The sequence below is a fragment of the Acidovorax sp. GW823-FHT01C06 genome (genome assembly GCF_058798375.1).
This window is the reverse complement of record NZ_JBXAKN010000003.1, coordinates 14,481-36,728: the sequence shown is the minus strand read 5'-3', so window position 1 is coordinate 36,728 and position 22,248 is coordinate 14,481. Positions and strand designations below refer to the sequence as shown.

Annotated in this window: 21 protein-coding genes; 15 read left to right on the top strand and 6 right to left on the bottom strand. The window is 66.9% G+C overall.

Annotated features, from left to right (window positions below; all coding sequences use genetic code 11):
- The first annotated feature begins 205 nt into the window (after positions 1 to 205).
- The 11 genes from AC1RCS_RS08350 (at position 206) to mmsB (ending at position 10,193) form a co-directional block, all read left to right on the top strand.
- Positions 206 to 1,042: a hypothetical protein gene (locus AC1RCS_RS08350; RefSeq protein WP_218294910.1), complete on the top strand. Its 837-nt coding sequence runs from the start codon at positions 206 to 208 to the stop codon at positions 1,040 to 1,042.
- A complete protein-coding gene (locus AC1RCS_RS08345) occupies positions 1,039 to 1,887 on the top strand; it encodes an aspartyl/asparaginyl beta-hydroxylase domain-containing protein (protein WP_492245982.1) in 849 nt (282 codons plus the stop codon). Before AC1RCS_RS08350 ends, AC1RCS_RS08345 begins: the two co-directional genes overlap by 4 nt.
- The gene (locus tag AC1RCS_RS08340) at positions 1,875 to 2,903 is read left to right on the top strand and encodes a sulfotransferase family protein (protein WP_492245983.1); all 1,029 of its coding nucleotides are present in this window, start codon (positions 1,875 to 1,877) and stop codon (positions 2,901 to 2,903) included. Before AC1RCS_RS08345 ends, AC1RCS_RS08340 begins: the two co-directional genes overlap by 13 nt.
- Positions 2,900 to 4,090 (top strand): type 1 periplasmic-binding domain-containing protein, encoded by a 1,191-nt coding sequence (locus AC1RCS_RS08335; protein ID WP_492245984.1) that lies wholly within the window; start codon positions 2,900 to 2,902, stop codon positions 4,088 to 4,090. The genes AC1RCS_RS08340 and AC1RCS_RS08335 overlap by 4 nt, the downstream gene beginning before the upstream one ends.
- A 12-nt stretch (positions 4,091 to 4,102) precedes the next feature.
- Positions 4,103 to 4,645: a phage tail protein gene (locus AC1RCS_RS08330; protein ID WP_218294906.1), complete on the top strand. Its 543-nt coding sequence runs from the start codon at positions 4,103 to 4,105 to the stop codon at positions 4,643 to 4,645.
- A 278-nt stretch (positions 4,646 to 4,923) separates the two neighbouring features.
- Positions 4,924 to 6,447 carry a CoA-acylating methylmalonate-semialdehyde dehydrogenase gene (locus AC1RCS_RS08325; protein ID WP_492245985.1) on the top strand — a complete coding sequence of 508 codons (1,524 nt, stop codon included), beginning with the start codon at positions 4,924 to 4,926 and terminating at the stop codon, positions 6,445 to 6,447.
- 198 nt (positions 6,448 to 6,645) lie between these two features.
- Positions 6,646 to 7,026 (top strand): lysozyme inhibitor LprI family protein, encoded by a 381-nt coding sequence (locus tag AC1RCS_RS08320; RefSeq protein ID WP_492245999.1) that lies wholly within the window; start codon positions 6,646 to 6,648, stop codon positions 7,024 to 7,026.
- Positions 7,027 to 7,071: 45 nt separating this feature from the next.
- Entirely contained in the window at positions 7,072 to 8,238 is a 1,167-nt protein-coding gene (locus tag AC1RCS_RS08315; protein WP_369642527.1) for an acyl-CoA dehydrogenase family protein, read from the top strand.
- Between the two features lie 71 nt (positions 8,239 to 8,309).
- The gene (locus AC1RCS_RS08310) at positions 8,310 to 8,774 is read left to right on the top strand and encodes a TfoX/Sxy family protein (RefSeq protein ID WP_369642528.1); all 465 of its coding nucleotides are present in this window, start codon (positions 8,310 to 8,312) and stop codon (positions 8,772 to 8,774) included.
- Between the two features lie 30 nt (positions 8,775 to 8,804).
- Positions 8,805 to 9,194, top strand: coding sequence for a DUF488 domain-containing protein (locus tag AC1RCS_RS08305; RefSeq protein ID WP_218294902.1), 390 nt, complete (start codon positions 8,805 to 8,807; stop codon positions 9,192 to 9,194).
- Between the two features lie 105 nt (positions 9,195 to 9,299).
- Positions 9,300 to 10,193 carry a 3-hydroxyisobutyrate dehydrogenase gene (mmsB, locus tag AC1RCS_RS08300; protein WP_492245986.1) on the top strand — a complete coding sequence of 298 codons (894 nt, stop codon included), beginning with the start codon at positions 9,300 to 9,302 and terminating at the stop codon, positions 10,191 to 10,193.
- A gap of 50 nt (positions 10,194 to 10,243) precedes the next feature.
- On the opposite strand, the gene AC1RCS_RS08295 is transcribed toward mmsB, so the two are convergent.
- From AC1RCS_RS08295 to icd, 4 genes are all read right to left on the bottom strand, one after another.
- A complete protein-coding gene (locus tag AC1RCS_RS08295) occupies positions 10,244 to 13,885 on the bottom strand; it encodes an EAL domain-containing protein (RefSeq protein WP_218338507.1) in 3,642 nt (1,213 codons plus the stop codon).
- An 18-nt stretch (positions 13,886 to 13,903) separates the two neighbouring features.
- Complete coding sequence (locus tag AC1RCS_RS08290) at positions 13,904 to 14,299, bottom strand: response regulator (protein ID WP_218294899.1); 396 nt, start codon at positions 14,297 to 14,299, stop codon at positions 13,904 to 13,906.
- Positions 14,296 to 16,146: a PAS domain S-box protein gene (locus AC1RCS_RS08285; protein ID WP_218338506.1), complete on the bottom strand. Its 1,851-nt coding sequence runs from the start codon at positions 16,144 to 16,146 to the stop codon at positions 14,296 to 14,298. The genes AC1RCS_RS08290 and AC1RCS_RS08285 overlap by 4 nt, the downstream gene beginning before the upstream one ends.
- Before the next feature lie 325 nt (positions 16,147 to 16,471).
- Positions 16,472 to 17,734 (bottom strand): NADP-dependent isocitrate dehydrogenase, encoded by a 1,263-nt coding sequence (gene icd, locus AC1RCS_RS08280; RefSeq protein ID WP_492245987.1) that lies wholly within the window; start codon positions 17,732 to 17,734, stop codon positions 16,472 to 16,474.
- A gap of 193 nt (positions 17,735 to 17,927) precedes the next feature.
- Here icd and AC1RCS_RS08275 point away from each other — a divergent pair, with 193 nt between their 5' ends.
- Together AC1RCS_RS08275 and AC1RCS_RS08270 are read left to right on the top strand one after the other, a co-directional pair.
- On the top strand, positions 17,928 to 18,158 hold the full coding sequence (locus AC1RCS_RS08275) for a hypothetical protein (RefSeq protein WP_218294896.1): 231 nt from the start codon (positions 17,928 to 17,930) through the stop codon (positions 18,156 to 18,158).
- Between the two features lie 208 nt (positions 18,159 to 18,366).
- Positions 18,367 to 18,891 carry a DUF192 domain-containing protein gene (locus AC1RCS_RS08270; RefSeq protein ID WP_492245988.1) on the top strand — a complete coding sequence of 175 codons (525 nt, stop codon included), beginning with the start codon at positions 18,367 to 18,369 and terminating at the stop codon, positions 18,889 to 18,891.
- A gap of 102 nt (positions 18,892 to 18,993) precedes the next feature.
- Here AC1RCS_RS08270 and AC1RCS_RS08265 read toward each other — a convergent pair whose 3' ends face one another.
- Positions 18,994 to 19,575 (bottom strand): superoxide dismutase, encoded by a 582-nt coding sequence (locus AC1RCS_RS08265; RefSeq protein ID WP_218338504.1) that lies wholly within the window; start codon positions 19,573 to 19,575, stop codon positions 18,994 to 18,996.
- Positions 19,576 to 19,756: 181 nt separating this feature from the next.
- Entirely contained in the window at positions 19,757 to 21,082 is a 1,326-nt protein-coding gene (gene xseA, locus AC1RCS_RS08260) for an exodeoxyribonuclease VII large subunit (RefSeq protein ID WP_492245989.1), read from the bottom strand.
- Between the two features lie 113 nt (positions 21,083 to 21,195).
- On the opposite strand from xseA, the gene AC1RCS_RS08255 reads away from it, so the two are divergent.
- On the top strand, positions 21,196 to 21,372 hold the full coding sequence (locus tag AC1RCS_RS08255) for a hypothetical protein (RefSeq protein ID WP_218294892.1): 177 nt from the start codon (positions 21,196 to 21,198) through the stop codon (positions 21,370 to 21,372).
- 62 nt (positions 21,373 to 21,434) lie between these two features.
- Positions 21,435 to 22,079, top strand: a complete 645-nt coding sequence (locus tag AC1RCS_RS08250) for a MotA/TolQ/ExbB proton channel family protein (RefSeq protein WP_218294891.1) — start codon at positions 21,435 to 21,437, stop codon at positions 22,077 to 22,079.
- Positions 22,080 to 22,248 lie beyond the last annotated feature (169 nt).

Below are 22,248 nucleotides of genomic sequence, written 5' to 3'. Positions count from 1 at the left end.
GGAGGACAGGATGAATGCATTCATGCAGCCCCCCGCGGCTGCCCGCCAGAAACAAGCCCCTGCCGGGCTTCTCCGCGCCAGCCTCCGCGCCCCGGGCCCATTCCTTGCAGCTTTCGGGAAGCCGCGCACGGCGGGCTTCCTTTCCGCGCATCCCGGGCCACGCCCCGCTTTCCTTGCCTCCCCGCTTCCTTAGCCTCAGACATCTATGACACGCACCACTCTCTCATACAAGTCGCTTTGGGCCGGCCAGGCCTGCCTGGCGTTGGCCACCCTGGGTGCCCATGCGGCGGATGTGAGCATCACGCCGCCTGTCGGTGGCGGCTTTGTGATCAAAGGCCCCTCCAACACCGACAGGCTGCGCGTGCAAGGCTCCGGCGAAGTGCTGGTCCCCAGCCTGTCGGGCACGCCCAATACGAACACCAGCGTCCTGTGCTTTGACGGCCCGTCCGGGCGGCTGGGGCAATGCGCCCCCGGCGTGGCGTCCGGAGCCACGGGAGCGACCGGCCCGACCGGCGCGACGGGAGCCATCGGAACGACCGGCGCCACCGGCCCGGCAGGCACCACGGGCGCTACCGGGGCCGCCGGCCCCACTGGCGCGACCGGCGCGACCGGAACGGCAGGCCCCGCCGGCGCCACGGGCGCGGCGGGTAGCAACGGCGCTCCGGGCGTGGCGGGAGCCACCGGCCCCACGGGCGCCACAGGCCCTGCGGGCGCCACGGGTGCCACGGGCGCGACCGGCCTCCCAGGCCCTGCGGGCTCGCTCAGTGTCAATGTGCGGACCGCAACCGGCACCGGCACCACGGACAGTTGCAATGCGACCGCCTGCTGCCTGCCCGGGGAGAAGGTTGTAGGGGGAGGGTACGAGGGTGCCAGCGGGGCTGGCGGGATCGATACGGGCGGCGTGTTCATCGCCGCCAACTACCCCACGGCGGGCGGCGCTTGCGGCGCTTCGGTGCAAAGTTGGAGCATCCGGCTTCTGAACTCCTACCGCGTTCCCACCCTGACGTCGGCCTGCATCGCCTACGCCATCTGCGCGCAATGACGCCTCTGGAATCACCTGCGCAAGCACAGCCCCAGGGCCTGATGGTGCAGGGCATGCAAACAGCCCGGCTGCCCTGGCGGTTCGACGCCGCTGCGGCCCTGGCCGAAGTCAACGCCCTGCCCTCCTCGCTGTGGCGCACCCATTTCAACGAAGGCCGCCACGATGGCGGCTGGCAGGCCCTCGCGCTGCGTTCCGCGCCCGAGGCCCCCATCGATGTCGTTCCTGTTGATGTGCCGGCATCGGGCTATGCCGACACGCCCGCGCTGGAACAGTGCCCCACGCTGCGCGCCATGCTGGACACCATGGCCTTGCCCTGGAAGTCCGTGCGGCTCATGCAATTGCTGCCGGGCTGCGAAATCAAGGAGCACACCGATGCCGGCGTGTGCGCGGCGCGGGGCGAGGCCCGCCTGCACGTGCCGCTGCAGACGGGCGAGCAGGTGTTCTTCCATGTCGATGGCGAGCGCATCCCGCTGCGGGCTGGCGAGTGCTGGTACGTCGACGTATCGCGCCCGCACCGGGTTCGCAACCGTGGCAGCCAGACCCGGGTCCACCTGGTGGCGGACACCTCGGTGGACATGCGCCTGTTCGAGGCCTTCCGCGCCAGCGATGCCGGCGAGCCCCTGCCCGACCCCAGCGACCCGTGGAGCCAGTTCATCCGGTTTCGCGACTTCGTGGGAGCGGATGCGGAACACTCCGCAAGGCTCAGCGCCATCACCAACACCGCCGAGTTCGTGCAGGAATCGGTGCGCATGGGGCAGGACGCCGGCTTTCAATTTGACGCATCGGATGTAGAGTCGGCCATGAAGGCCGGGCGCCGCGCGTGGGTGGAACAATGGATTCTGTGAACTTCAGCGGCTGGCGCCCGATCCGTTTTTACATCGCCAAGGGCCAGGTGATGGTGGACTGGATCCGCATGCTCGACGAGCCGCTGCACGAGCCCTTCTTCCAGCACGGCATCCAGAGCCAGATGCAGCACCCCTTCCATCTGGCGTTCCGGCGCCAGACGCCGCTTCACGACCTGCTGGCCTGGCATGAACGGTCGCCGGGCCTGGACCCCTCGCTCGTCATCTTCCACGTGTCGCGCTGTGGCTCCACGCTCATCACGCAGGCGCTGGCGGAAAGCCCGCACCATCTGCAACTGTCGGAGCCCGCTCCGGTGGACTTTCTGCTGCGCCAGGCCCTGCCCGGCGGGTGGCTGGACAGGACCCAGGTCGTCCGTGCGTTGCGGGCGTGGGCCAGTGCCTGGGGGCAGCGCTGCGACGATGCCAGCCCGGGGCTCGAGTCCTTCAGCATCAAGCTGGACGCCTGGAACACAGACAAGGCCCCGCTCGTGGCGGAAGCCTGGCCCGAAACGCCCTGGGTATTCCTGACCCGGGAACCCCTGGCGGTGCTGGTCTCGCAGATGCGAGAACGCGCCTTCTTCCTTGTGCCGGGCACGCTGGGCGCATGCCTGGACGGTCTCAGCGTCCATGAACTGGCCGTCATGCACCCTGAGCTTTACTGCGCGCGCGTGCTGGGGAACATCTATGCGGCCATGACCCAGGAGTTCGACCCCGCACGCACACTGCTGCTCGACCACGCCGAACTGCCCGGCGCCATTGAAACCCGGGTGCTCTCCCACATGGGCTGGAATGCCTCGGCGACCGATCAAGAGCGGATGCGCGAACGTGTCACACGGCACGGCAAGCGCCCCCATCAAGTCTATGTTTCAGACACGGAATCCAAACACAGCATGGCAAGCGATCATCTTCAATCCCTGACCGCGCAATGGATCGCCCCTCACTACCTGAGGCTTCAGGACCTGCGCCAGTCCCACCATCCTGCAGCCTCCCCGCATCTCGCCGAGGAGGCACTGCCATGATCGCCCCCCTGCATCGACGCCATTTCCTGGCCGCGGGCAGTGCGGTGGCGGCCACCGGCGTCCAGCTCTCGACGCCTGTTCTCGCGTCCGCCGGCCCGTCAAGCCCCCATTGGCACATCCTGGGCATCGCGCCCATGTCGGAAAAGCTGCCGCAGCTTGCACACGACTACCGGCACGGCGTGGAGCTGGGCCTGGCGCAGGCTGGCGCCTCGCAGGTCGGGCTGACCTGGCTGTCGGCAGGCCCCTTGCCTGGAGCCCCTGCCAAGGCCATCGGGTCCGCACTGCAGGACGGCAAGATCGATGCCGTGATGGGGTGGATACCCCCTTTGCTAGCGAAAAAGGTGTCTGCCTTGACGGAGAAGGCCGGTGTGCCCCTCTGGATCAGCGACAGCGGCGCCGACATCGCCACTCCCTCGGAACAGCACCCCCTGCAGGTTCGCCACAGCCTCGAACTGTGCACCATGGCATCCGCGCTGGCCGACAAGGTGCACGCGCAATGTGGTCCACGCGCTTTCCTGTCGATGGGCTGGCACGAATCGGGGTATGACTTTGTCCAGGCCTTCCAGCACCGCTGGCGCTCATTGGGTGGGCAGATCGTGGGCCGCCACATTGCAGGCGCTCCAGGGCGTTCACCGGAATTTGATGATCTGAAGCAGGCGATTGTTTCGCAGCAACCGGATGCGGTGATTGCATTGTTCTCCGGCCCCCAGGCGCACCGTTTCAGCCAATGGTGGCAAGCCCAGCCGGCCTTGCTGCGCACCCAACTGGCCGGGTTCCCATGGCTTTCCGATGGCACCTCGGGCGTTCGTCCATGGACCGTGGCAAGCTGGCCCACCGCAGACATCGCAGAGACTGGTTGGAAGACTCGATTCGCACAGGCAGGCCTTGCGTGGACCGCCGCTGCGCTGCTGGGTGCAGAGGCCGGCGCCAGCCTGGGCAGCGCCCTGGCGGCCGCTCCCCCGGGAACCAGCACCAAGGACGTCTGGGCGGCATTGACGAGCAAACCGCTGGCGGGCCCTCGCGGACAACGGTACTGGGCCAGTTCCGCCAGCGACAGCGCAGGGCCGTTGTGGGAGCGCTCGACCTCCGTCACCGGCACCTGGCTCCAACGCCACCAGGCTTACTCCCACCTCGGTGCGTCCGCTGCCGCCCAGGGTGGATGGATCACTGGCTACTTTTTGACTTGATGAGGAATCGCTATGAGTGAACCGTTTATTGCCGAAATCAAAATGTTCGCTGGCAATTTCGCCCCCCGTGGGTGGGCTTTCTGCCAGGGTCAAATTATGAGCATTGCCCAAAATACGGCCTTGTTTTCCCTGCTGGGCACCACCTACGGCGGCAATGGACAAACCACCTTTGCCTTGCCAGACCTGCGTGGCCGGGCTCCCGTCGGCACAGGCCAAGGGCCGGGACTTCCCGAAGTCACCATGGGTGAAATTGGCGGCAGCCCCACCCACACGCTGATCAGCACGGAAATGCCGGCACACACCCATGCAGCGCCCACCATTCCTGCATCCACCACCCTGGGCACCCTGCAGGCACCCGGTCCCGGGGCGATGCCGGCAGCGTCCAATCAGCGCAATGCCCAATATGCTGCCAGCGGCACTGCCGATACCCAATTGCCCATGAGCAGCGCGACGACCGGTATTGCAGGTGGCAGTCAACCGTTTTCCATCATGCCCCCGTATTTGGGGATGAACTACATCATTGCCGTGGAGGGCATATACCCGTCCAGAAACTGAATGGACCAACCCGCCACGGAGCGGCGGAAAAAAGGGGCCGACGGCAGCGTTTGCCCCTTTTTGCATTTCTGCTTCACTGAACAAAAAACCGCACCCTGAGGACAGGAGCCTTCGGCTGCTCATCCCCTGATCCGCTGGGGTTCGGGCTTGCTGTTTTCATGTGCAAATAAGCACATACACATTGCAGAGCAACGCCTTGTAATTACATATTTGCACGCATAACATGCACGGGTTGGCCTGCACCGCGGGCCGTTTGCACCCCCCCCGGAGACAAAACCATGAACGCACCCACCCGCGTGGCCGCACTGGCCCCCACCGTCAAGCTGCTGATCGGCGGCCAGTTCGTCGAGTCCAAGACCACCGAGTGGCGCGACGTGGTGAACCCCGCCACGCAAGAGGTGCTGGCCCGCGTGCCCTTTGCCACGGCCGAAGAAATCAATGCCGCCGTGGCCTCGGCCAAGGAAGCGTTCAAGACCTGGAAGAAGACGCCCATCGGCACGCGCGCCCGCATCTTCCTCAAGTACCAGCAGCTCATCCGAGAAAACATGGCCGAGCTGGCCGCCATCCTCACGGCCGAACAAGGCAAGACCTTGCCCGACGCCGAAGGCGACGTGTTCCGTGGCCTGGAAGTGGTGGAACACGCTGCCAGCATCGGCAACCTGCAGCTGGGCGAGCTGGCCAACAACGTGGCCGGTGGCGTCGATACCTACACCCTGCTGCAGCCCCTGGGCGTGTGCGCGGGCATCACGCCCTTCAACTTCCCGGCCATGATCCCGCTGTGGATGTTCCCCATGGCGATTGCCACGGGCAACACCTTCGTGCTCAAGCCCTCCGAGCAGGACCCCATGGTGACCATGCGCCTGGTGGAGCTGGCGCTCGAAGCCGGCATTCCACCCGGTGTGCTCAACGTGATCCACGGCGGCGAAATGGCCGTGAACGCGATCTGCGACCACAAGGACATCAAGGCCGTATCGTTCGTGGGCTCCACCAAGGTGGGCACCCATGTGTACAACCGCGCCACCCTGGCCGGCAAGCGCGCGCAATGCATGATGGGCGCCAAGAACCACGCGATCATCCTGCCCGACGCGAACAAGGAACAGTCGCTCAACGCCATCGCCGGTGCCGCATTTGGCGCCGCCGGCCAGCGCTGCATGGCCCTGCCCGTGGTGGTGCTGGTGGGCGAGGCGCAAAAGTGGATTCCCGATCTGGTGGCCAAGGCCAAGACGCTCAAGGTCAACGGCGGCACTGAAAAGGGCACGGACGTGGGCCCGCTCGTTTCCTGTGCGGCGCTCTCGCGTGTGGAAGGCCTGATCGAACGCGGCATCGCCGATGGCGCCACGCTGGAGCTGGACGGCCGCAAGCCCACGGTGCCCGGCTATGAAAAGGGCAACTTCGTGGGCCCGACGATCTTCTCGAACGTGAAGCCCGGCATGGCCATCTACGACCAGGAAATCTTCGGCCCCGTGCTGGCCCTGGTGCCCGCCGCCGACATCGACGAAGCAATCGAGTTCATCAACAGCAACCCCAACGGCAACGGCACCGCCATCTTCACGCAGTCGGGTGCGGCTGCACGCAAGTTCCAGGAAGAGATCGATGTGGGCCAGGTCGGCATCAACGTGCCAATCCCCGTGCCAGTGCCGCTGTTCTCGTTCACGGGTTCGCGCGCGTCCAAGCTGGGCGACCTGGGCCCTTACGGCAAGCAGGTCGTCATGTTCTACACGCAGACCAAGACGGTGACGGCCCGCTGGTTTGATGACAGCACCACGTCGCATGGTGTGAACACGACGATTAGCTTGAAGTGACATCCCCCTGAGGCGCTGCGCGCCTTCCCCCTTCTCTTCTCTTGCATCGCTGCGCGATGCGGAAGGGGGACGCCACCCGTGCGGCGGGGCGGCCCTTGCACGGCGGCACTGGCCTTAGGCCGCGCCAGTCGTGACCACTGTGGTCGATGGTAAAAGCGGGGCATGCAAATTGATCTGACAATGATGCGGGGATGGGCCATGGTCTTCGGTGCGGCTTGCGTGATGCTGGTGGGAGCTGATGCCCACGCGCAGGCCGGTGCCGCCTGCAAGCCCGGCGGCAGCGTGGACGAAACCAATGCCTGCGCCGTGCAGGCCTTTCAGGCGGCAGACACGCAGATCGCGATCCTCTACGGTGATGTGATGCGCGCGCTGTCGGCCCACGAGCGGCCCCAGCTGCGGCAGGAGCACACGGCCTGGCAGCGCAAACGCACCACGCGCTGCAAGCAGGCCACGCGCAGTGCCGAGTCGCAGCCCCAGTGGCCGCGCCTGTACCACGAGTGTCTGACGACGGAGACCGAGACCCGCCGCAAGGGCCTGATGCGCTGGCTGACGCTGGACCACCCATCCGCCAGGCCCTGAACCGGGCGCCCAGAACAACAAGAACCGACGACGAGACAGAACACCATGGACTTTGAACTCACCGAAGAACAACGCGCCTTTGCCCAGACGGCCCGCGACTTTGCGCAAGCCGAGTTCGCGCCCCACGCGGCGTTGTGGGACGCCGAGGGCATCTTCCCGAAGGAAGCCATCGCCAAGGCGGGCGAGCTGGGCTTTTGTGGCCTGTATGCACCCGAGAACGCCGGTGGCCTCGCCCTGCCCCGCCTGGACGCCACCCTGGTGTTCGAGGAAATGGCCGCCATCGACCCCAGCACCACCGCCTTCATCACCATCCACAACATGGCCACCTGGATGCTGGGCACCTGGGCCACCCCCGTCGTGCGCGACCACTGGGGGCCGCTGTTGACCACGGGCGAGAAGCTCGCGTCCTACTGCCTCACCGAGCCCGGCGCAGGCTCCGACGCCGCCTCGCTCAAGACGCGTGCCGAACTGGTGGGCCACGACTACGTCATCAACGGCAGCAAGGCCTTCATCAGCGGCGCAGGCAGCACCGACGTGCTGGTGCTCATGGCGCGCACGGGCGACGCGAATTCGGGCGCTAGCGGCGTCAGCGCCTTTGCCGTGCCAGCCGATGCACCCGGCATCACCTACGGCAAGAAGGAACACAAGATGGGCTGGAACAGCCAGCCCACGCGCACCATCAGCTTCGACAACGTGCGCATCCCGGCCGACCACCTGCTGGGCCGCGAGGGCGAAGGCTTCAAGATCGCGATGAAGGGCCTGGACGGCGGCCGCATCAACATCGCCACCTGCTCGGTGGGCGCGGCGCAAGGCGCGCTCAACGCCGCGCAGCAATACATGCAGGACCGCAAGCAGTTTGGCAAACCCATCGCCAGCTTCCAGGCCCTGCAGTTCAAGCTGGCCGACATGGCGACGGAACTCGTGGCCGCGCGCCAGATGGTGCGCCTGGCCGCCAGCAAGCTGGACGCGGGGGCCCGCGACGCCTCCACCTACTGCGCCATGGCCAAGCGCTTCGCCACCGACGCGGGCTTCACCGTCATCAACGACGCCCTGCAGTTGCACGGCGGCTATGGCTACATCCGCGAATACCCGCTGGAGCGCCTGCTGCGCGACGCGCGCGTGCACCAGATCCTGGAAGGCACGAACGAAATCATGCGCGTGATCATTGCGCGGCGCATGCTGGACGGGGATGCGACGGAGGCCATCCGCTAGGCAAAAACTCCTGTTTTTATAGCTGCCAGCGCTTATCCATCAAGCGCTAGCGGCCTATTTAACCTGAAACCATGCCCGCCCGCCCCCTCTCCGACGAAACCCTGCACCTGATCGACGCCGTGCGCACGGCGCTCGCGCACCGCAGCGACGTGGAGGAGCGCCCGCTGTTCGGCACCCATGCGTTTTTTGTGGACGGCAAGATGTGTGTCGCCGTCAAGGGCGAGGAACTGCTGGTGCGCCTGCCGCCGGAGCGCCATGGCGAGGTGCAGGAGATGCAGAACACCCGCGAGCTGTCGCCCGGCGGCGGCATGAAGGGCTACTTCTGGGTGGAGCCCAATGGCTACGCCACTCGCGCACAGTGGAACCATTGGCTCGAAGCAGCCCTGGCCTACAACCCGCTGGCCAAGGCATCGCCGCGCAAGAAGAAAACAACCAACACCCCGGCCGCGGCCAGGAAAGCGCCCGCCAGCACCGGCACCCAGCCGAAGAAAAAAACCGCCGCGAAGAAGCACAGCATCTTCGAAGCCGACGACTGATCTGCCCCACCCTCCCTGGAGCCCACCACCATGCCCCTTCGCATCGTCCGCCTCGGCACCCCGCGCGCCGCCGGGGAAGGCACCCGCATCGGCACCGTGCGCCGCCCGCCGCGTGGCGTGCCCAAGACCGAGTTCGCCAGCCGCGACTACTACGACGTGTGGTACCCCCTGCTGTCCCCCACGGCCGAACTCATGGCCCAGGGCCAGCAGGCGCAGACGGACAAGGAGTGGGAAGCGTTCGTCAAGCAGTTCCGCAAGGAACTGGCCCAGCCCGAGGCCAGCCGCACGCTGGACCTGCTGGCCGCGCTCTCGCGCCACGCCGCGATGTCGCTGGGCTGCTACTGCGAGGACGAATCGCGTTGCCACCGCTCGGTGCTGCGCGCGGAGCTGAAAGCCCGCGGCGCAGACTTCGCCGAGTGATTTTCAAGCCTTTTCGGCCGGTAGCCCTTTGAAACAAGCGCTGGCAGCTATCAATTTCATACCAACCCGATTCACCACCACAACGACATCCAGGAGAAACACACCATGAAGATTGCATTCATCGGCCTCGGCAACATGGGCGGCCCCATGGCCCTGAACCTGCACAAGGCGGGCCACGACGTGGGCGCCTTCGACCTCTCCAAGCCGGCCTGCGACAAGCTCGCCGCCGATGGCGTGCGCATCGCGACGGACGCCGGCACCTGCGTGCAAGGGGCCGAGGTCGTCATCAGCATGCTGCCCGCCAGCCAGCACGTGGAAACGCTCTATCTGGGCAGCGACCGGCAACCCGGCCTGCTGCCGCTGCTGGCCGAGGGCACGCTGGTGATCGACTGCTCGACCATCGCCGCAGCCACGTCGCGCAAGGTGGCCGAGGCCGCCAAGGCACGGGGCATGGACTTCATCGACGCGCCCGTCTCGGGCGGCACGGGTGGCGCCATCGCCGGCACGCTGACCTTCATGGTGGGCGGCGACACCCCGGCACTGGAACGCGCGCGCCCCGTGCTCGAGAAGATGGGCGCCAACATCTTTCACGCCGGTGCCGTGGGCGCGGGCCAGACGGCCAAGATCTGCAACAACATGCTGCTGGGCATCCTGATGGCCGGCACCAGCGAGGCGATTGCCCTGGGCGTGGCCAATGGCTTGGACCCGAAGGTGCTCTCCGAGATCATGCGCCGCAGCTCGGGCGGCAACTGGGCGCTGGAGAAGTACAACCCCATGCCCGGCGTGATGGAGACCGCGCCGGCGAGCAAGGGCTATGCGGGCGGCTTCGGCACCGACCTCATGCTCAAGGACCTGGGGCTGGCGCAGGAGAACGCCGCGGCCGTGAAGGCCTCCACCCCGCTCGGCGGCCTGGCGCGCAGCCTGTATGCCGCGCACAGCCTGGCGGGCCATGGCGCGCTGGATTTCTCCAGCATCATCAAGTTGGTGCAAAAACACTGACACCACGCGGCGGCGCGGCGGCGGGGCCCGCCACGGGACCGCCGCCGGACTCAATGCGCGGGCACGCCGGCGGAACCCGCCAGGAACTGGGCCTCGAACACGTCCGCGGGCAGGGGCCGGCTGAGCAGGTAGCCCTGGATCTCGTCGCAGCCCAGCAGTGCGAGCCGGCGGCACTGGTCGTCCGTCTCGACCCCCTCGGCCACCACCTTGAGCCCCAGCGAGTGCCCCATGTTGATGATGGTGGACACCAGCGCCTGCCCCTGGGCTCCGGTGTCCATGCCCAGGATGAAGGAGCGGTCGATCTTGAGCGTGTCGGCCGGCAGCGTGGCCAGGTAGCTCAGCGATGAGAACCCGGTGCCGAAATCGTCGATGGCGATCGTGATGTCCATCTCGCGCAGGGCGTGCAGGCTGCGCCTGCTGTGCTCCACGTCCTCCATCACCATGCTTTCGGTGATCTCCAGCTCCAGCCCGCTGCCCGCCCCCGGGTCCAGGGCCAGGGCCTCGCGCACCTCGGCCACGAAGTTGCGGTGCCGCAGCTGCAGGAACGACACATTGACCGCCACGCGCAGCGGCGCGTGGCCCGCCTGCCGCCAGCGCCGGTTGTCCGCCAGCGCCTGGCGAAGGGCCCAGCGGCCCACGTCGTAGATCAGGCCGGTCTCCTCCAGGATGGGAATGAAGAGCCCCGGTGGCACCAGGCCCCGGTGCGGATCGTTCCAGCGGATCAGCGCCTCGGCGCCCGCCACGACGCCGCTGGCCAGGCATTGCTTGGGCTGGTAGTGCAAAACAAACTGGCCCTGCTCCAGCGCTTCGCGCAGGCGGCCTTCCAGGCTCAGCGCCTCGGCCACGCGGGTGTTCATTTCAGAGGTGTAGAACAGCAGGCTGTCGGCCGATGCCTTGGCCTTGCCGACCGCGGCCTCGGCGTTGCGCAGCAGCGCTTCGGCATCCACGCCGTCCATGGGGTACAGGGCCACCCCTGCCTTGGCGGCCATGCGCAGCTCGGTCTGCCCCAGCAGGAAGGGCGCATCAAAGCAGCTGCGCATGAGATGGTCCACCACCAGCGCCACGGCCCCGGCATCGCGGGCGCCGGCCACGGCCATGCCGAAACTGTTGATCCCGATGCGCGCCACGCCGTGCACATCGGCCGCCGCATGCTGCAGCCGCTGCGCCACCTGCTTGAGAAGCTCGTCCCCCATCTGCCGCCCCAGCGTGTCATTGACGAACCGGAACCGGCTGATGTCCATCAGCGCGATCCCGAGCAGCGGCCGCGGCCCTTCGCGGGGCCGCAGGTGCTGGCCGGCGCGCTCCAGGAAAAGCGTGCGGTTGGGCAGGCCGGTGATCTCGTCGTAGTAGGCCAGGTAGCTCAGCCGGTCTTCCTTGTCGAGGTGGTCGAGCGCGAAGCCGATGTCGCCGGCCAGCTCGGTCAGCAGCTTCATCTCGGCCTCGTCGAAAAACCCCACCTCTTCGGAAAACAGGGCCAGCACCCCCACCACCTCGTGGGCCACGACCAGCGGCAGCATGGCCAGCGACGCCACGCCACGCTGCGCCAGCAGGCCGGGCAGCAAGATCCGGGGGTCGCCCACCACGTCGTCGCACACGGCGGGCAGCCCGGTGCGAACCACCTCCGCGCTCAGGCTCTCGCCCGGGGTGGGCTTGTCGTGCAGCCGCAGCCGGTCCCGGATGTGCGCGAGGAAGTCCTCTCCCGCGCCAGAGAGCGCCACCGGCACCAGCTGCTGGCGGGCCGCGTCCACCTTGCCCAGCCACGCGATCTTGAACTGCCCTTCCTCCACGGCGATGCGGCAGGCCTCGTGAAACAGCTCCTCGCGCTTGCGCACGCGCACGATCAGCGTGTTGATGCCGCTGAGCATGGCGTACACGCGGTTGAGCCGCTTGATCTTGTGCTCGGCCTCCTTGCGCTCGGTGATGTCCTCCCCGAGCGCGGCCACGCCGGTCACCTGGCCGCCCGCCGACCGCAGCACGGTGTTGTTCCAGTGCACCAGCCTGCGCTCGCCGCCGCGGGTGATGATTTCGTTGTCGTAGTGCCAGGCAGAAGGGCGGTCGGCCAGCAGGTCGGCGAACACGTCGCGCACATCCACCTGCTCGGGCGGCACGAACAGCGAGAACCAGTTCTGGCCGGACACCTCGTCGCGCCGCCACCCGGTCAGGCGCAGCAGGTAGTCGTTGCAATAGGTGATGCGCCCCTCGCAGTCGAGCATCAGCGAGATCATCTCCACCTTGTCCAGCATGTCGTTGAAGCGGCGGTCGCTCTCGCGCAGTTCCTCCTCCGCGCGCTTTTGCACGCTGATGTCCTGGATGGTGTTGAACCAGCGGACGGTGTCGCTGCCCACGCCATCGTCGGCCAGCAAAGGCTCCATGACCTGGCGCAGGTGGATCACCGCGCCGTCTGCGCGCACGAGGCGGTAGTTGAAATCCAGGCGCACGCCCTCGGTGGCAGCCTCCAGCGCGCGCTCACGGAACAAGGGCTGGTCGTCCGGATACACGAGGGCCAGCCATTCGCGCGCGGACCGGGGCATCGCCGACGGCTCCACGCCCAGCATCTGGGGGCAGGTGTCGGGCCAGCTCTCGAACACGCCGTCCTGGCTGCTGATCACATGGGTGATCTTGGCCAGCACCTGCGCGCGGTGCAGGCCCGCCTCGCTGGCCCGGAGCTCTTCGATGACCCGCTTGCGCTCGATCACCTCGAACTGAAGCTGGTCGGCATGGCGCTGCACCTCCGCGTACAGGCTTCCGTTCTCGTAGATGCGCCCCACCTGGGCCCCCAGGATGGACAGGATCTTCTCGTCCTCGGCGCTGAACTCGTGCGACCCGGGCTTGTTGGCCAGGCAGATCCAGCCATAGGAGAACGACAGCGATGTGATGGGCGCGATCAGGCCGCAGTGCAGCGCCGGATAGCCCGCCGGCAAGCCCACCTCGCGGGGGTCGCCGCTGGCGTTGGCCACCCGCCGCGCCCGCCGCTCGGCGCGCACACTGCCCAGCAGGCCGTGCGACACCACGGGCAGGTCCAGCACCCCCGTCGCGGCGGCATCGATGCCACTGGTGCAGACCAGGGCCGCATGGCCATCCTTGCGCACGGCGCACAGCACCACGTACTGCGCGCCCACCAGGTCCCGCGCACCCCGGCAGACGCTGGCCAGCAGCACCTGCGGGTCGCGCTCGGACGCCAGCTGCAGGTTCAAGTCGGTCAGCGCCGCCAGCCGGCGGTTCATGGCTTCCAGCTCGGCCACGTTGCCGGTGAGCTTGTCCGCCATGAGCTGCAGGTGCCGCGTCTGGAAGCTGTGCTCCAGCGGGAGCACGGGCTGTGGCGGAACCTGCGACAGCGCCTGCTCGATGGCCGCGATGATGTCCTGCGGCTCGCAGGGTTTCACCAGCACCTGGGCGACCCCGCAGGCCAGGGCCAGGTTGCGCGCCTCCTGCTCGCGGAAATGCGCGCTGTAGAAAATCACCTGCGTGGCGGCGAGCTGGGGGTCGGCACGCAACTGCCGCACGAACTCATAGCCGTCCATCGTGGGCATCAGGATGTCGGAGATCACCAGCTGCGGGCGTTCTGCCCGCACCACGTCCAGCGCCTGGGCGCCGTCCGCCGCCTCCAGCGCCTGGTGGCCGCTGTGTCCTATGAGCGTGGCCACCAGCGCCCTGTTGGCCGGAAGGTCATCCACGACAAGGATCTTGGCCATGCTGCCGCCGTAGCTGCTTCAGGCCGCCGCAGGCGGCGCGTGGAACGAGGAGCCCAGAAATGCTTCGACCTGCTTCACGAAGGTCTCGGGCGTGATGGGCTTGGAAAGGTGCTCGTCGAAACCCACGTCGAGCGCCTTTTCGCGGTCGCCCGGCATGGAGAATGCCGTAACGGCCACCAGCGGCACCACGCGCCACGCGTGGTGGGAGCGCAGGCTCTGCGCCACCTCGTAGCCGTTCATGACGGGCATCTGCAGGTCGCACAGGATCAGGTCGGGCGATTCCGCCAGCGCGAGCCCCATGCCCAGCGCGCCATTCTCGGCGGCCAGCACGCGGTGGCCCGCGGCCTCCAGCAGGTAGGTGACGAGCTCCCGGCTCGCGTCATCGTCCTCGATGACGAGGATGGTGGCTTTCATGCGCTGGTCTCCTGGAATTCCACGGTGAACGTGCTGCCCTGCCCTTCGGTGCTTTCAAAGCCGACGCTGCCGCCCAGCGCCTCGGCCAGCTTGCGGCTCAGGTGCAGGCCCAGGCCCGTGCCTTCGTGGTGGCGCCGGTCGGCGGTCTCCACGCGCGAGAACGCCTCGAACAGCCGGGACTGCTCCTGCGGCGCGATCCCGGGCCCCGTGTCCCGCACCCGGACCTGCACGGTGCGGCCTTGCGGCGACAGCGTCTCTTCCAGCACCACCTCCACGGACCCCTCCGGCGTGAACTTGATGGCATTGCCCACCAGATTGATGAGTATCTGGCTGAACGCCCGGCGGTCGGTGTGCAGGGTGACGGCCTGGGCGGGCGCGCGCACGCTGAACGCCAGCCCCTTGCGCCCGGCCTCCTGCTCCAGCGTGGCCGCGACTTCCGCGACGATGCTCCGGCAGTCGAGCGCCTCGATGTTGAGCGACACCTTGTTGGCGCTGAGCTTGGCCACATCCAGCAGGTCATTGATGAGGGAAAGAAGGTGCCGCGCCCCCGTCTGCACGATGCGCAATTGCTTGTCCTGCTCGGGATTGAGCGGGCCCGGCAGCTTCATCAGCAATGTGCCCGTGAAACCGATGATGGCGTTGAGCGGGGTTCGCAGTTCGTGGGACATGCTGGCCAGGAAGCGGTCTTTGACCAAGGCCGCATTTTCAAGCTCCAGGTTCTTGTCGCGCAAGACCCGCTCGATCCGCTTGCGCTCGGTCACGTCGCGGATCGCGCTCGAGACGAAAAGGCCTTCCTCCGTCTGCAGCGGGCTCAGGCTGATCTCGACCGGGAACTCGGAGCCGTCCTTGCGCAGTCCGTACAGATCAAGGCCCGCCCCCATGGAGCGGGTGCGTGGCTCGACGAAGAAGCGGTGGCGGTGCTCGGGATGCCGGGCATTGAAACGTTCGGGCACGAGCAATTCGATCTTCTGGCCCAGCAACTCGGTGCGGCTCCAGCCGAACAGCTTCACGGCCTGGGAATTGACCAGCACGATGCTGCCATCCCGGTCGACGATGACCATGGCGTCGGGCGCGGCTTCGAGCAGGTCCTTGAACTTCTGGTCGGCCCGCTTGCGGTCGGTGATGTCGCGGATGGCGCTCATCACCATCTCGCCTTCCTCGGTGTGGATCGGGCTCAGGCTGATCTCCACCGGAAACTCGGTGCCCCCCTTGCGCAGGCCATACAGCTCCAGGCCCGCTCCCATCGTGCGCGTGCGCGGTGCCCCGAAGAAGCCGCTTCGGTGCCCCAGGTGCGCGCCCCGGTAGCGGTGGGGCAGAAGCACTTCCACCGCCTGCCCCAGCAGCTCGGCCCGCTCGTAGCCGAACACGCGCTCGGCCTGCGAATTCACCAGCACGATGCGGCCGGTCACATTGACCATCACGATGGCATCCGGCGTGGATTCGAGCAGGTCGCGAAACCGTGCCTCCAGCAACTTGGCCTCGCGCTGGACCTTGAGCTGGGTGACATCCTTCTTGCTGGACAGGAAGTACAGCAGCTGCCCGCCGTCATCGCGCACCGCCTTGGTGGAGACATTCACGTGCACGAGCGAGCCGTCCTTGCGGCGGCGCACCGACTCGTGCACCGCCGTCACGCCGCGCAATGCCTCGGCGCGGATCTCGTCTTCCTCATGGGCCCGCCCCTCGGGAACGATCAGATCCATCAGGGATCGGCCCTGCACCTCGGCCAGCGCGTAGCCAAAGATCGCTTCGGCGGCGGGGTTCCAGTTGAGCACCATGCCCTCGGGCGACAGCACCAGCAGCGCATCGGGGTTTTGCTCCCAGTACGCGGCGGAAAAATCAGATGCCATGCAGCCCTCCCTGTGTGAGGCCATCTCTCTGCGCAGCGCGCCCAACGCGCACAGACGGCAGCGGCCTTCGCCCTCATTGCCCTCGCCAATGGCTGATCCCATCTTAGGCGGGAAATCTCCAAATAGCCAACACTCAACTGCCCCGCGGATCACCCGCCCCGGCCGCCTGGGCGCGGGCCGCCCCGGGACCGCGCGGCCCAAGCCGCGATGCGCCCTCCCCGACCCATCTTCGCCATCCGCCGTGGGAGGCCGAAAAAACAAAAACCCCTGAAATCCTCACGGAAATCAGGGGCTCCATCCGTGCCGCGCGGCGCGCCGGCGGCGGTCAGTCCATCGCGTCGATCATCACCTGGCCAAAACCGGAACAGCTCACCTGCGTGGCGCCATCCATCAGGCGCGCGAAATCGTAGGTCACCTTCTTGGAGGCGATCGACTTTTCCAGCGAGCGGATGATCAGGTTGGCAGCGTCGATCCAGCCCATGTGGCGCAGCATCATCTCGGCCGAGAGGATCTCTGAGCCCGGGTTCACGTAGTCCTTGCCGGCGTACTTGGGCGCCGTGCCGTGCGTGGCCTCGAAGCAGGCCACCGAATCGGACATGTTGGCCCCGGGCGCGATCCCGATGCCACCGACCTGGGCCGCCAGCGCGTCCGAGATGTAGTCGCCGTTGAGGTTGAGCGTGGCCACCACCGAGTATTCGGCGGGGCGCAGCAGGATCTGCTGCAGGAAGGCATCGGCGATGCTGTCCTTGATGGTGATGTCCTTGCCCGACTTGGGGTTCTTGAGCTTGCACCACGGGCCGCCATCGATCAGCTGCGCGCCGAACTCCTTTTGCGCCAGGGCATAGGCCCAGTCACGGAATCCGCCTTCGGTGTACTTCATGATGTTGCCCTTGTGCACGATGGTCACGCTGGGCTTGTCGTTGTCGATGGCGTACTGGATGGCCTTGCGCACCAGGCGCTCGGTGCCCTCGCGCGACACGGGCTTGACGCCAATGCCCGAGGTGTTGGGGAAACGGATTTTCTTCACGCCCATCTCGTCCTGCAGGAACTTGATGAGTTTCTTGGCCTTGTCGGACTCGGCCTCGAACTCGATGCCGGCATAGATGTCCTCCGAGTTCTCGCGGAAGATCACCATGTTGGTCTTCTCGGGCTCCTTGAGCGGCGAAGGCACGCCCTTGAAATACTGCACGGGGCGCAGGCAGACGTACAGGTCCAGCTCCTGGCGCAGCGCCACGTTCAGCGAGCGGATGCCGCCGCCCACGGGCGTGGTCAGCGGGCCCTTGATGGAAACCACATACTCGCGCAGCACCTGCAGGGTCTCTTCGGGCAGCCACACGTCGGGGCCATACACCTTGGTGGATTTCTCGCCGGCGTAGACCTCCATCCAGTGGATCTTCTTCTTGCCGCCATAGGCCTTGGCCACCGCGGCATCCACCACCTTGATCATCACCGGCGTGATGTCCAGGCCCGTGCCGTCGCCTTCGATGAAAGGGATGATGGGCTGGTCCGGCACGTTCAGCGACATGTCGGCGTTGACGGTGATTTTCTCGCCTTCGGCGGGCACCTTGATGTGCTGGTAGCTGGTCATGGGCGGGTGTCTCCTGGGGTGGCTGAAACAGGATTCAGCGAATTGGGCAAAGCGCTCTGAAGCCGGTCAATTCTAATGACAAATATTTCTGGCCAAGACCCTGTCAACGCGGCTGCCGCTGCTATCGTTGGGGGTGGAGCCATGCGGGGTTTCGCATGGCCCTCAACCCTTGTTCACACTGGAAACGGCACATATGAAAAAACTCCTCGCTGTACTGGTGGCTGGTCTGTTTGCTGCGGGTGCTTTCGCACAGCAAGCGCCAGCAACCGCTCCCGCCCCTGCTGCCCCCGCAGCCCCCATGGCTGCGCCCGCCGCAGCTCCCGCACCGGTAGCCAAGACCCACAAGGCCGCCACCACGGCCAAGAAGAAGACGCACAGCACCAAGAAGGTCGCCAAGAAGAAAACCACCAAGAAGGTGGCCTGAAACGCCGGGCGCCAGGCCCGCGCGGGGCCAGGGCCCGCCGCTTCAAGATCGCCCGCTGCCGCGGGCGTTTTTGTTGATGGGGGCCGTGCAATGCCCCGTTGTGCCGCCATGCCGGCATGTTTGCGCTAATCTGCCATCGTCCGCAGCGTGATTTTTCCGCTGCCCGTTCATTGCCATCGTCCGTGTTGCCTTCATGAAAGCCCTGCCCATGACCGATCTTCACCCGGCCCGCGCCCCGCAGGCCCGCACCGCCCGCGTGATGTCCTTCGCGCGCCGCGCCGCCCTGGCCGCCGCCGCCCTGGTGGCCGCCACCGCCCTGCTGCATGCAGGCGGGGTTGCCGCCCAGGAAGGACCGCAGCTGAATCTGCGGCGCGTCGAACTGACGGCGGGCATGCACCGCATCGACGCCCAGGTCGCCCTTGCACCCCAGGAACGCCAGACCGGCCTCATGCACCGCAAGGAGATGCCGCAGCACGAAGGCATGCTGTTCGTGTTCGAGCAGCCGGCACAGCAGTGCTTCTGGATGAAAAACACCCTGCTGCCCCTCACCGCGGCTTTCGTGGAGGATGACGGCACCATCGTGAACCTGGCGGACATGAAGCCGCAGACACTGGACTCCCACTGCTCCGCCAAGCCCGTGCGCTATGTGCTGGAAATGAACCAGGGCTGGTTTGCCCAGAAGGGCATCAAGGCAGGGGCCAAACTCTCGGGCGCGCTGTTTCGCCGCCCCTAGGTCCGCCCCTGGGCCAGAGGGACCGCAAAGAAAAACGGCCCCGCGGGGCCGTTTTTTCTTGTCCGCGGCAGGTGGCTGCCGCGGCACCGCGCAAGCAATCCGTCAGGCGAAGTTGGCTTCCGCGAACTTCCAGTTCACCAGGCTGGAGAGGAAGGTCTCCACGAACTTGGGGCGCATGTTGCGGTAGTCGATGTAGTACGCGTGTTCCCACACGTCCACCGTCAGCAGTGCCTTGTCGGCCGTGGTCAGCGGCGTGCCGGCGGCGCCGGTGTTCACGATGTCCACGCTGCCGTCGGCCTTCTTCACCAGCCAGGTCCAGCCCGAGCCGAAGTTGCCCACGGCGCTCTTGACGAAGGCTTCCTTGAAGGCGGCGTAGCTGCCCCACTTGGCGTTGATGGCCGCAGCCAGCGCGCCGGAGGGCTCACCGCCACCCTGGGGTGCCATGCAGTTCCAGAAGAAGGTGTGGTTCCAGATCTGGGCGGCGTTGTTGTAGATGCCGCCGCTGGACTTCTTGACGATCTCTTCGAGCGTCATGGATTCGAATTCAGTGCCCTTTTGCAGGTTGTTGAGGTTCACCACATAGGCGTTGTGGTGCTTGCCGTGGTGGTACTCCAGGGTTTCCTGGCTGTAGTGCGGCGCCAGGGCGTCGATGGCGTAAGGCAGCGGGGGAAGGGTATGTTCCATGGTGGTTTCCTCGTGGTTTGAAATTCTGGGATGCCATCTGCACCGCGATCTTTCCTGAGCAATGCAGTCGGACACAGCACAAAGGGGGCATTGTAGGAAGATCAGGTGACCTGTGCAGCGTGAGGCCACACGGATCGGTGCCGAAGCGCCACAACCCGCCACTGTCCTACAGGCACCCCCGTCAGAGCAGGCGCGGCTGGGACACCGTCACATCCACCACGCCGTCGGCCAGCGTGGCGCGCAAGGCGTCGCCGGGGTGCGCCTGCCGCGCGCTGGTCACGGCCTGGCCTCCGGTATCGGTCAGCAGCGCGTACCCGCGCTGCAGCACCAGGCGCGGGTCTAGCAACTCCAGCCGCAGGGCCGCGCGGTCCAGGCGGTCCGACTGCCGCGCGGCGCAGCGCTGCAGCTTGTTGGGCAAATCGGCCTCCAGCGCTTTCTGCGTCTGCGCCAGGCGCTGCAATTTCAGGAGCACTCCATGCCGCATGCGCTGGGCCAGGCGCGCCAATTGCATCTGCTGGCGCACCACCAGGCCGGACGGGCGGCCCAGCCGCGCCGCCGCCTGGTCCAGCCGCTGGTGGCGTGCATCGAGCTGGCGCTGCACCGCGTCGCCGATGCGCTCGCCCAGCAGGCCCAGGGCGCCCAGCCACACGTCGCGGGGCTGGGCCACCAGCTCGGCGGCCGCGGTGGGCGTGGGCGCGCGCAGGTCGGCGCAGAAGTCGGCGATGGTGAAGTCCGTTTCATGCCCCACGCCGCTGACCAGCGGCACGGGGCTGCGCACGATGGTGCGGGCCAGTTGCTCGTCGTTGAAGGCCCAGAGGTCTTCGATGGAACCCCCGCCCCGCACCAGCAGGATGACGTCGATCGGCGGGTTGCGGGTCAGATCAGCCCCTGGCGCTTGTCCAGCTTGCGCCAGCAGATACAATTTTGATAGCGCCGCCACCAGCGACGCCGGTGCGGCGCCCCCTTGCACCTGCGCGGGCACCAGCACCACCGGGATGTGCGGCACGCGCCGGCGCAAGGCGGTGACGACGTCGTGCAGGGCCGCCGCCCCCGTGGAGGTGACCAGGCCGATGCCGCGCGGCTGCAGGGGCAGCGGACGCTTGCGGTCGCCGCTGAAAAGGCCTTCGGCCTCCAGTTGGGCCTTCAGGCGCAGGAACTGCTCGAACAGCGCCCCCTGCCCCGCCCGCTGCATGCTTTCCACGATGAACTGCAGGTCGCCACGCGCTTCGTACACGCCAAGACGGCCGCGCACTTCCACCAATTCGCCATCGCGTGGAGAAAAGTCAAGCAGGCTGGCCGCGCGGCGAAACATGGCACAGCGCAACTGGCCATTCGCGTCCTTGACCGAGAAGTAGCAATGACCGCTGGAAGCGCGCGAGAAGCCCGTGATCTCCCCGCGCACCGCGACAGGATTGAACCGCGCCTCCAGCGCATCAGCAATGGCGCGGCATAGCGCGCCAACTTCCCAAACGCGCGGCGCCGCCGCGAGGCCCGGGCGCTCAAACATGAGATACGGCGGGCTTCCGCGGCGCGCTCCAGGGGCGAGTACTCCACAGAACCGCCCGAGCGACCCAGGACGGCAGCGCGCCCGGCAAAACTGGCCGCAAAACACGGTTGCACGTGCAAGTTATTGATTTATATGATTTTTTCACTGCGCAATTTTTCATCAATCTGTTGCAAGCACGGCGGGACGCCACTTTGCGCGGCGCACGAACCGGGTTTCCCACAAAGTTATCCACAGTTTTTGTGGGTGACACCGCCGATGCGGTGGCCACCCGGCAAGGTAACTGTTTGTGACGCGGAGACGGCAGGAAGCTGGGCCATAATCGCCGATTGCTTTCATCTGCGCGGAGAGAGATTTGCTGTCCATCATACAAGCCGCAGGCTGGCCGATCTGGCCCCTGATTGCGTGTTCCATCCTGGGAATGGCGCTGATTTTCGAACGGTTCGTGGCCCTCAAGACGGCCCGCGTCGCTCCTCCGAAATTGCTCGATGAAGCCATCACGGTGTCCTCCAAGGCCGTGCCCACCCCCGACGTGGTGAACCAGCTCGCGCAGAACTCCGCCCTGGGCGAGGTGCTCGCCAGCGGCCTGCGCACCCTCAACAGCAACCCCCAGTGCAGCGAGACCGACCTGCGCTCGGCCATGGAAGGCGCCGGCCGGGCCGTGGCCCACCGGCTGGAGAAGTACCTCGCGGCGCTGGCCACCATCGCATCGGCCGCGCCCCTGCTGGGCCTGCTGGGGACCGTGATCGGCATGATCGAGATCTTCGGCTCGCAGGCCGGCAGCGGCGGCGTGGGCCAGGCCATGGGCGGCGGCAACCCCGCGCAGCTGGCGCATGGCATCTCGGTGGCGCTGTACAACACGGCCTTCGGCCTGATCGTGGCGATCCCGGCGCTGATCTTCTGGCGCTACTTCCGCGCCCGCGTCGATGCCTATCTGCTCACGCTGGAGCTGGCTTCCGAGCAGTTCGTCCGCCACATCCTGCGCCTGAGGAAGAAGTGAACTCCCCCCTGAGGCGCGGCCGCGCCCTTCCCTGCTTCTCGCAGCGCCATGCACCGCGGGCAGGGGAACGCCGCCCGTGCGGTGGGGCGGCCCTTGCGCCACGCCCGCCCGCGTTGAGGCCGCCGGTTTCCAAACTTCGCGGGCAACGCGTACCGCCCATTAGATCGTC

Excerpts from the sequence above, each read along its gene's own strand:
- AC1RCS_RS08310 (WP_369642528.1), top strand. The coding sequence starts at position 8,310 with ATGCCCGCCCGCCCCCTCTCCGACGAAACCCTGCACCTGATCGACGCC.
- AC1RCS_RS08305 (WP_218294902.1), top strand. The coding sequence starts at position 8,805 with ATGCCCCTTCGCATCGTCCGCCTCGGCACCCCGCGCGCCGCCGGGGAA.
- AC1RCS_RS08320 (WP_492245999.1), top strand. The coding sequence starts at position 6,646 with ATGGTCTTCGGTGCGGCTTGCGTGATGCTGGTGGGAGCTGATGCCCAC.
- AC1RCS_RS08330 (WP_218294906.1), top strand. The coding sequence starts at position 4,103 with ATGAGTGAACCGTTTATTGCCGAAATCAAAATGTTCGCTGGCAATTTC.
- AC1RCS_RS08295 (WP_218338507.1), bottom strand. The coding sequence starts at position 13,885 with ATGGCCAAGATCCTTGTCGTGGATGACCTTCCGGCCAACAGGGCGCTG.
- AC1RCS_RS08315 (WP_369642527.1), top strand. The coding sequence starts at position 7,072 with ATGGACTTTGAACTCACCGAAGAACAACGCGCCTTTGCCCAGACGGCC.
- AC1RCS_RS08345 (WP_492245982.1), top strand. The coding sequence starts at position 1,039 with ATGACGCCTCTGGAATCACCTGCGCAAGCACAGCCCCAGGGCCTGATG.
- icd (WP_492245987.1), bottom strand. The coding sequence starts at position 17,734 with ATGACCAGCTACCAGCACATCAAGGTGCCCGCCGAAGGCGAGAAAATC.
- AC1RCS_RS08285 (WP_218338506.1), bottom strand. The coding sequence starts at position 16,146 with ATGGCATCTGATTTTTCCGCCGCGTACTGGGAGCAAAACCCCGATGCG.
- AC1RCS_RS08350 (WP_218294910.1), top strand. The coding sequence starts at position 206 with ATGACACGCACCACTCTCTCATACAAGTCGCTTTGGGCCGGCCAGGCC.
- mmsB (WP_492245986.1), top strand. The coding sequence starts at position 9,300 with ATGAAGATTGCATTCATCGGCCTCGGCAACATGGGCGGCCCCATGGCC.
- AC1RCS_RS08265 (WP_218338504.1), bottom strand. The coding sequence starts at position 19,575 with ATGGAACATACCCTTCCCCCGCTGCCTTACGCCATCGACGCCCTGGCG.
- AC1RCS_RS08325 (WP_492245985.1), top strand. The coding sequence starts at position 4,924 with ATGAACGCACCCACCCGCGTGGCCGCACTGGCCCCCACCGTCAAGCTG.
- xseA (WP_492245989.1), bottom strand. The coding sequence starts at position 21,082 with ATGTTTGAGCGCCCGGGCCTCGCGGCGGCGCCGCGCGTTTGGGAAGTT.
- AC1RCS_RS08340 (WP_492245983.1), top strand. The coding sequence starts at position 1,875 with ATGGATTCTGTGAACTTCAGCGGCTGGCGCCCGATCCGTTTTTACATC.
- AC1RCS_RS08275 (WP_218294896.1), top strand. The coding sequence starts at position 17,928 with ATGAAAAAACTCCTCGCTGTACTGGTGGCTGGTCTGTTTGCTGCGGGT.
- AC1RCS_RS08335 (WP_492245984.1), top strand. The coding sequence starts at position 2,900 with ATGATCGCCCCCCTGCATCGACGCCATTTCCTGGCCGCGGGCAGTGCG.
- AC1RCS_RS08270 (WP_492245988.1), top strand. The coding sequence starts at position 18,367 with ATGACCGATCTTCACCCGGCCCGCGCCCCGCAGGCCCGCACCGCCCGC.
- AC1RCS_RS08290 (WP_218294899.1), bottom strand. The coding sequence starts at position 14,299 with ATGAAAGCCACCATCCTCGTCATCGAGGACGATGACGCGAGCCGGGAG.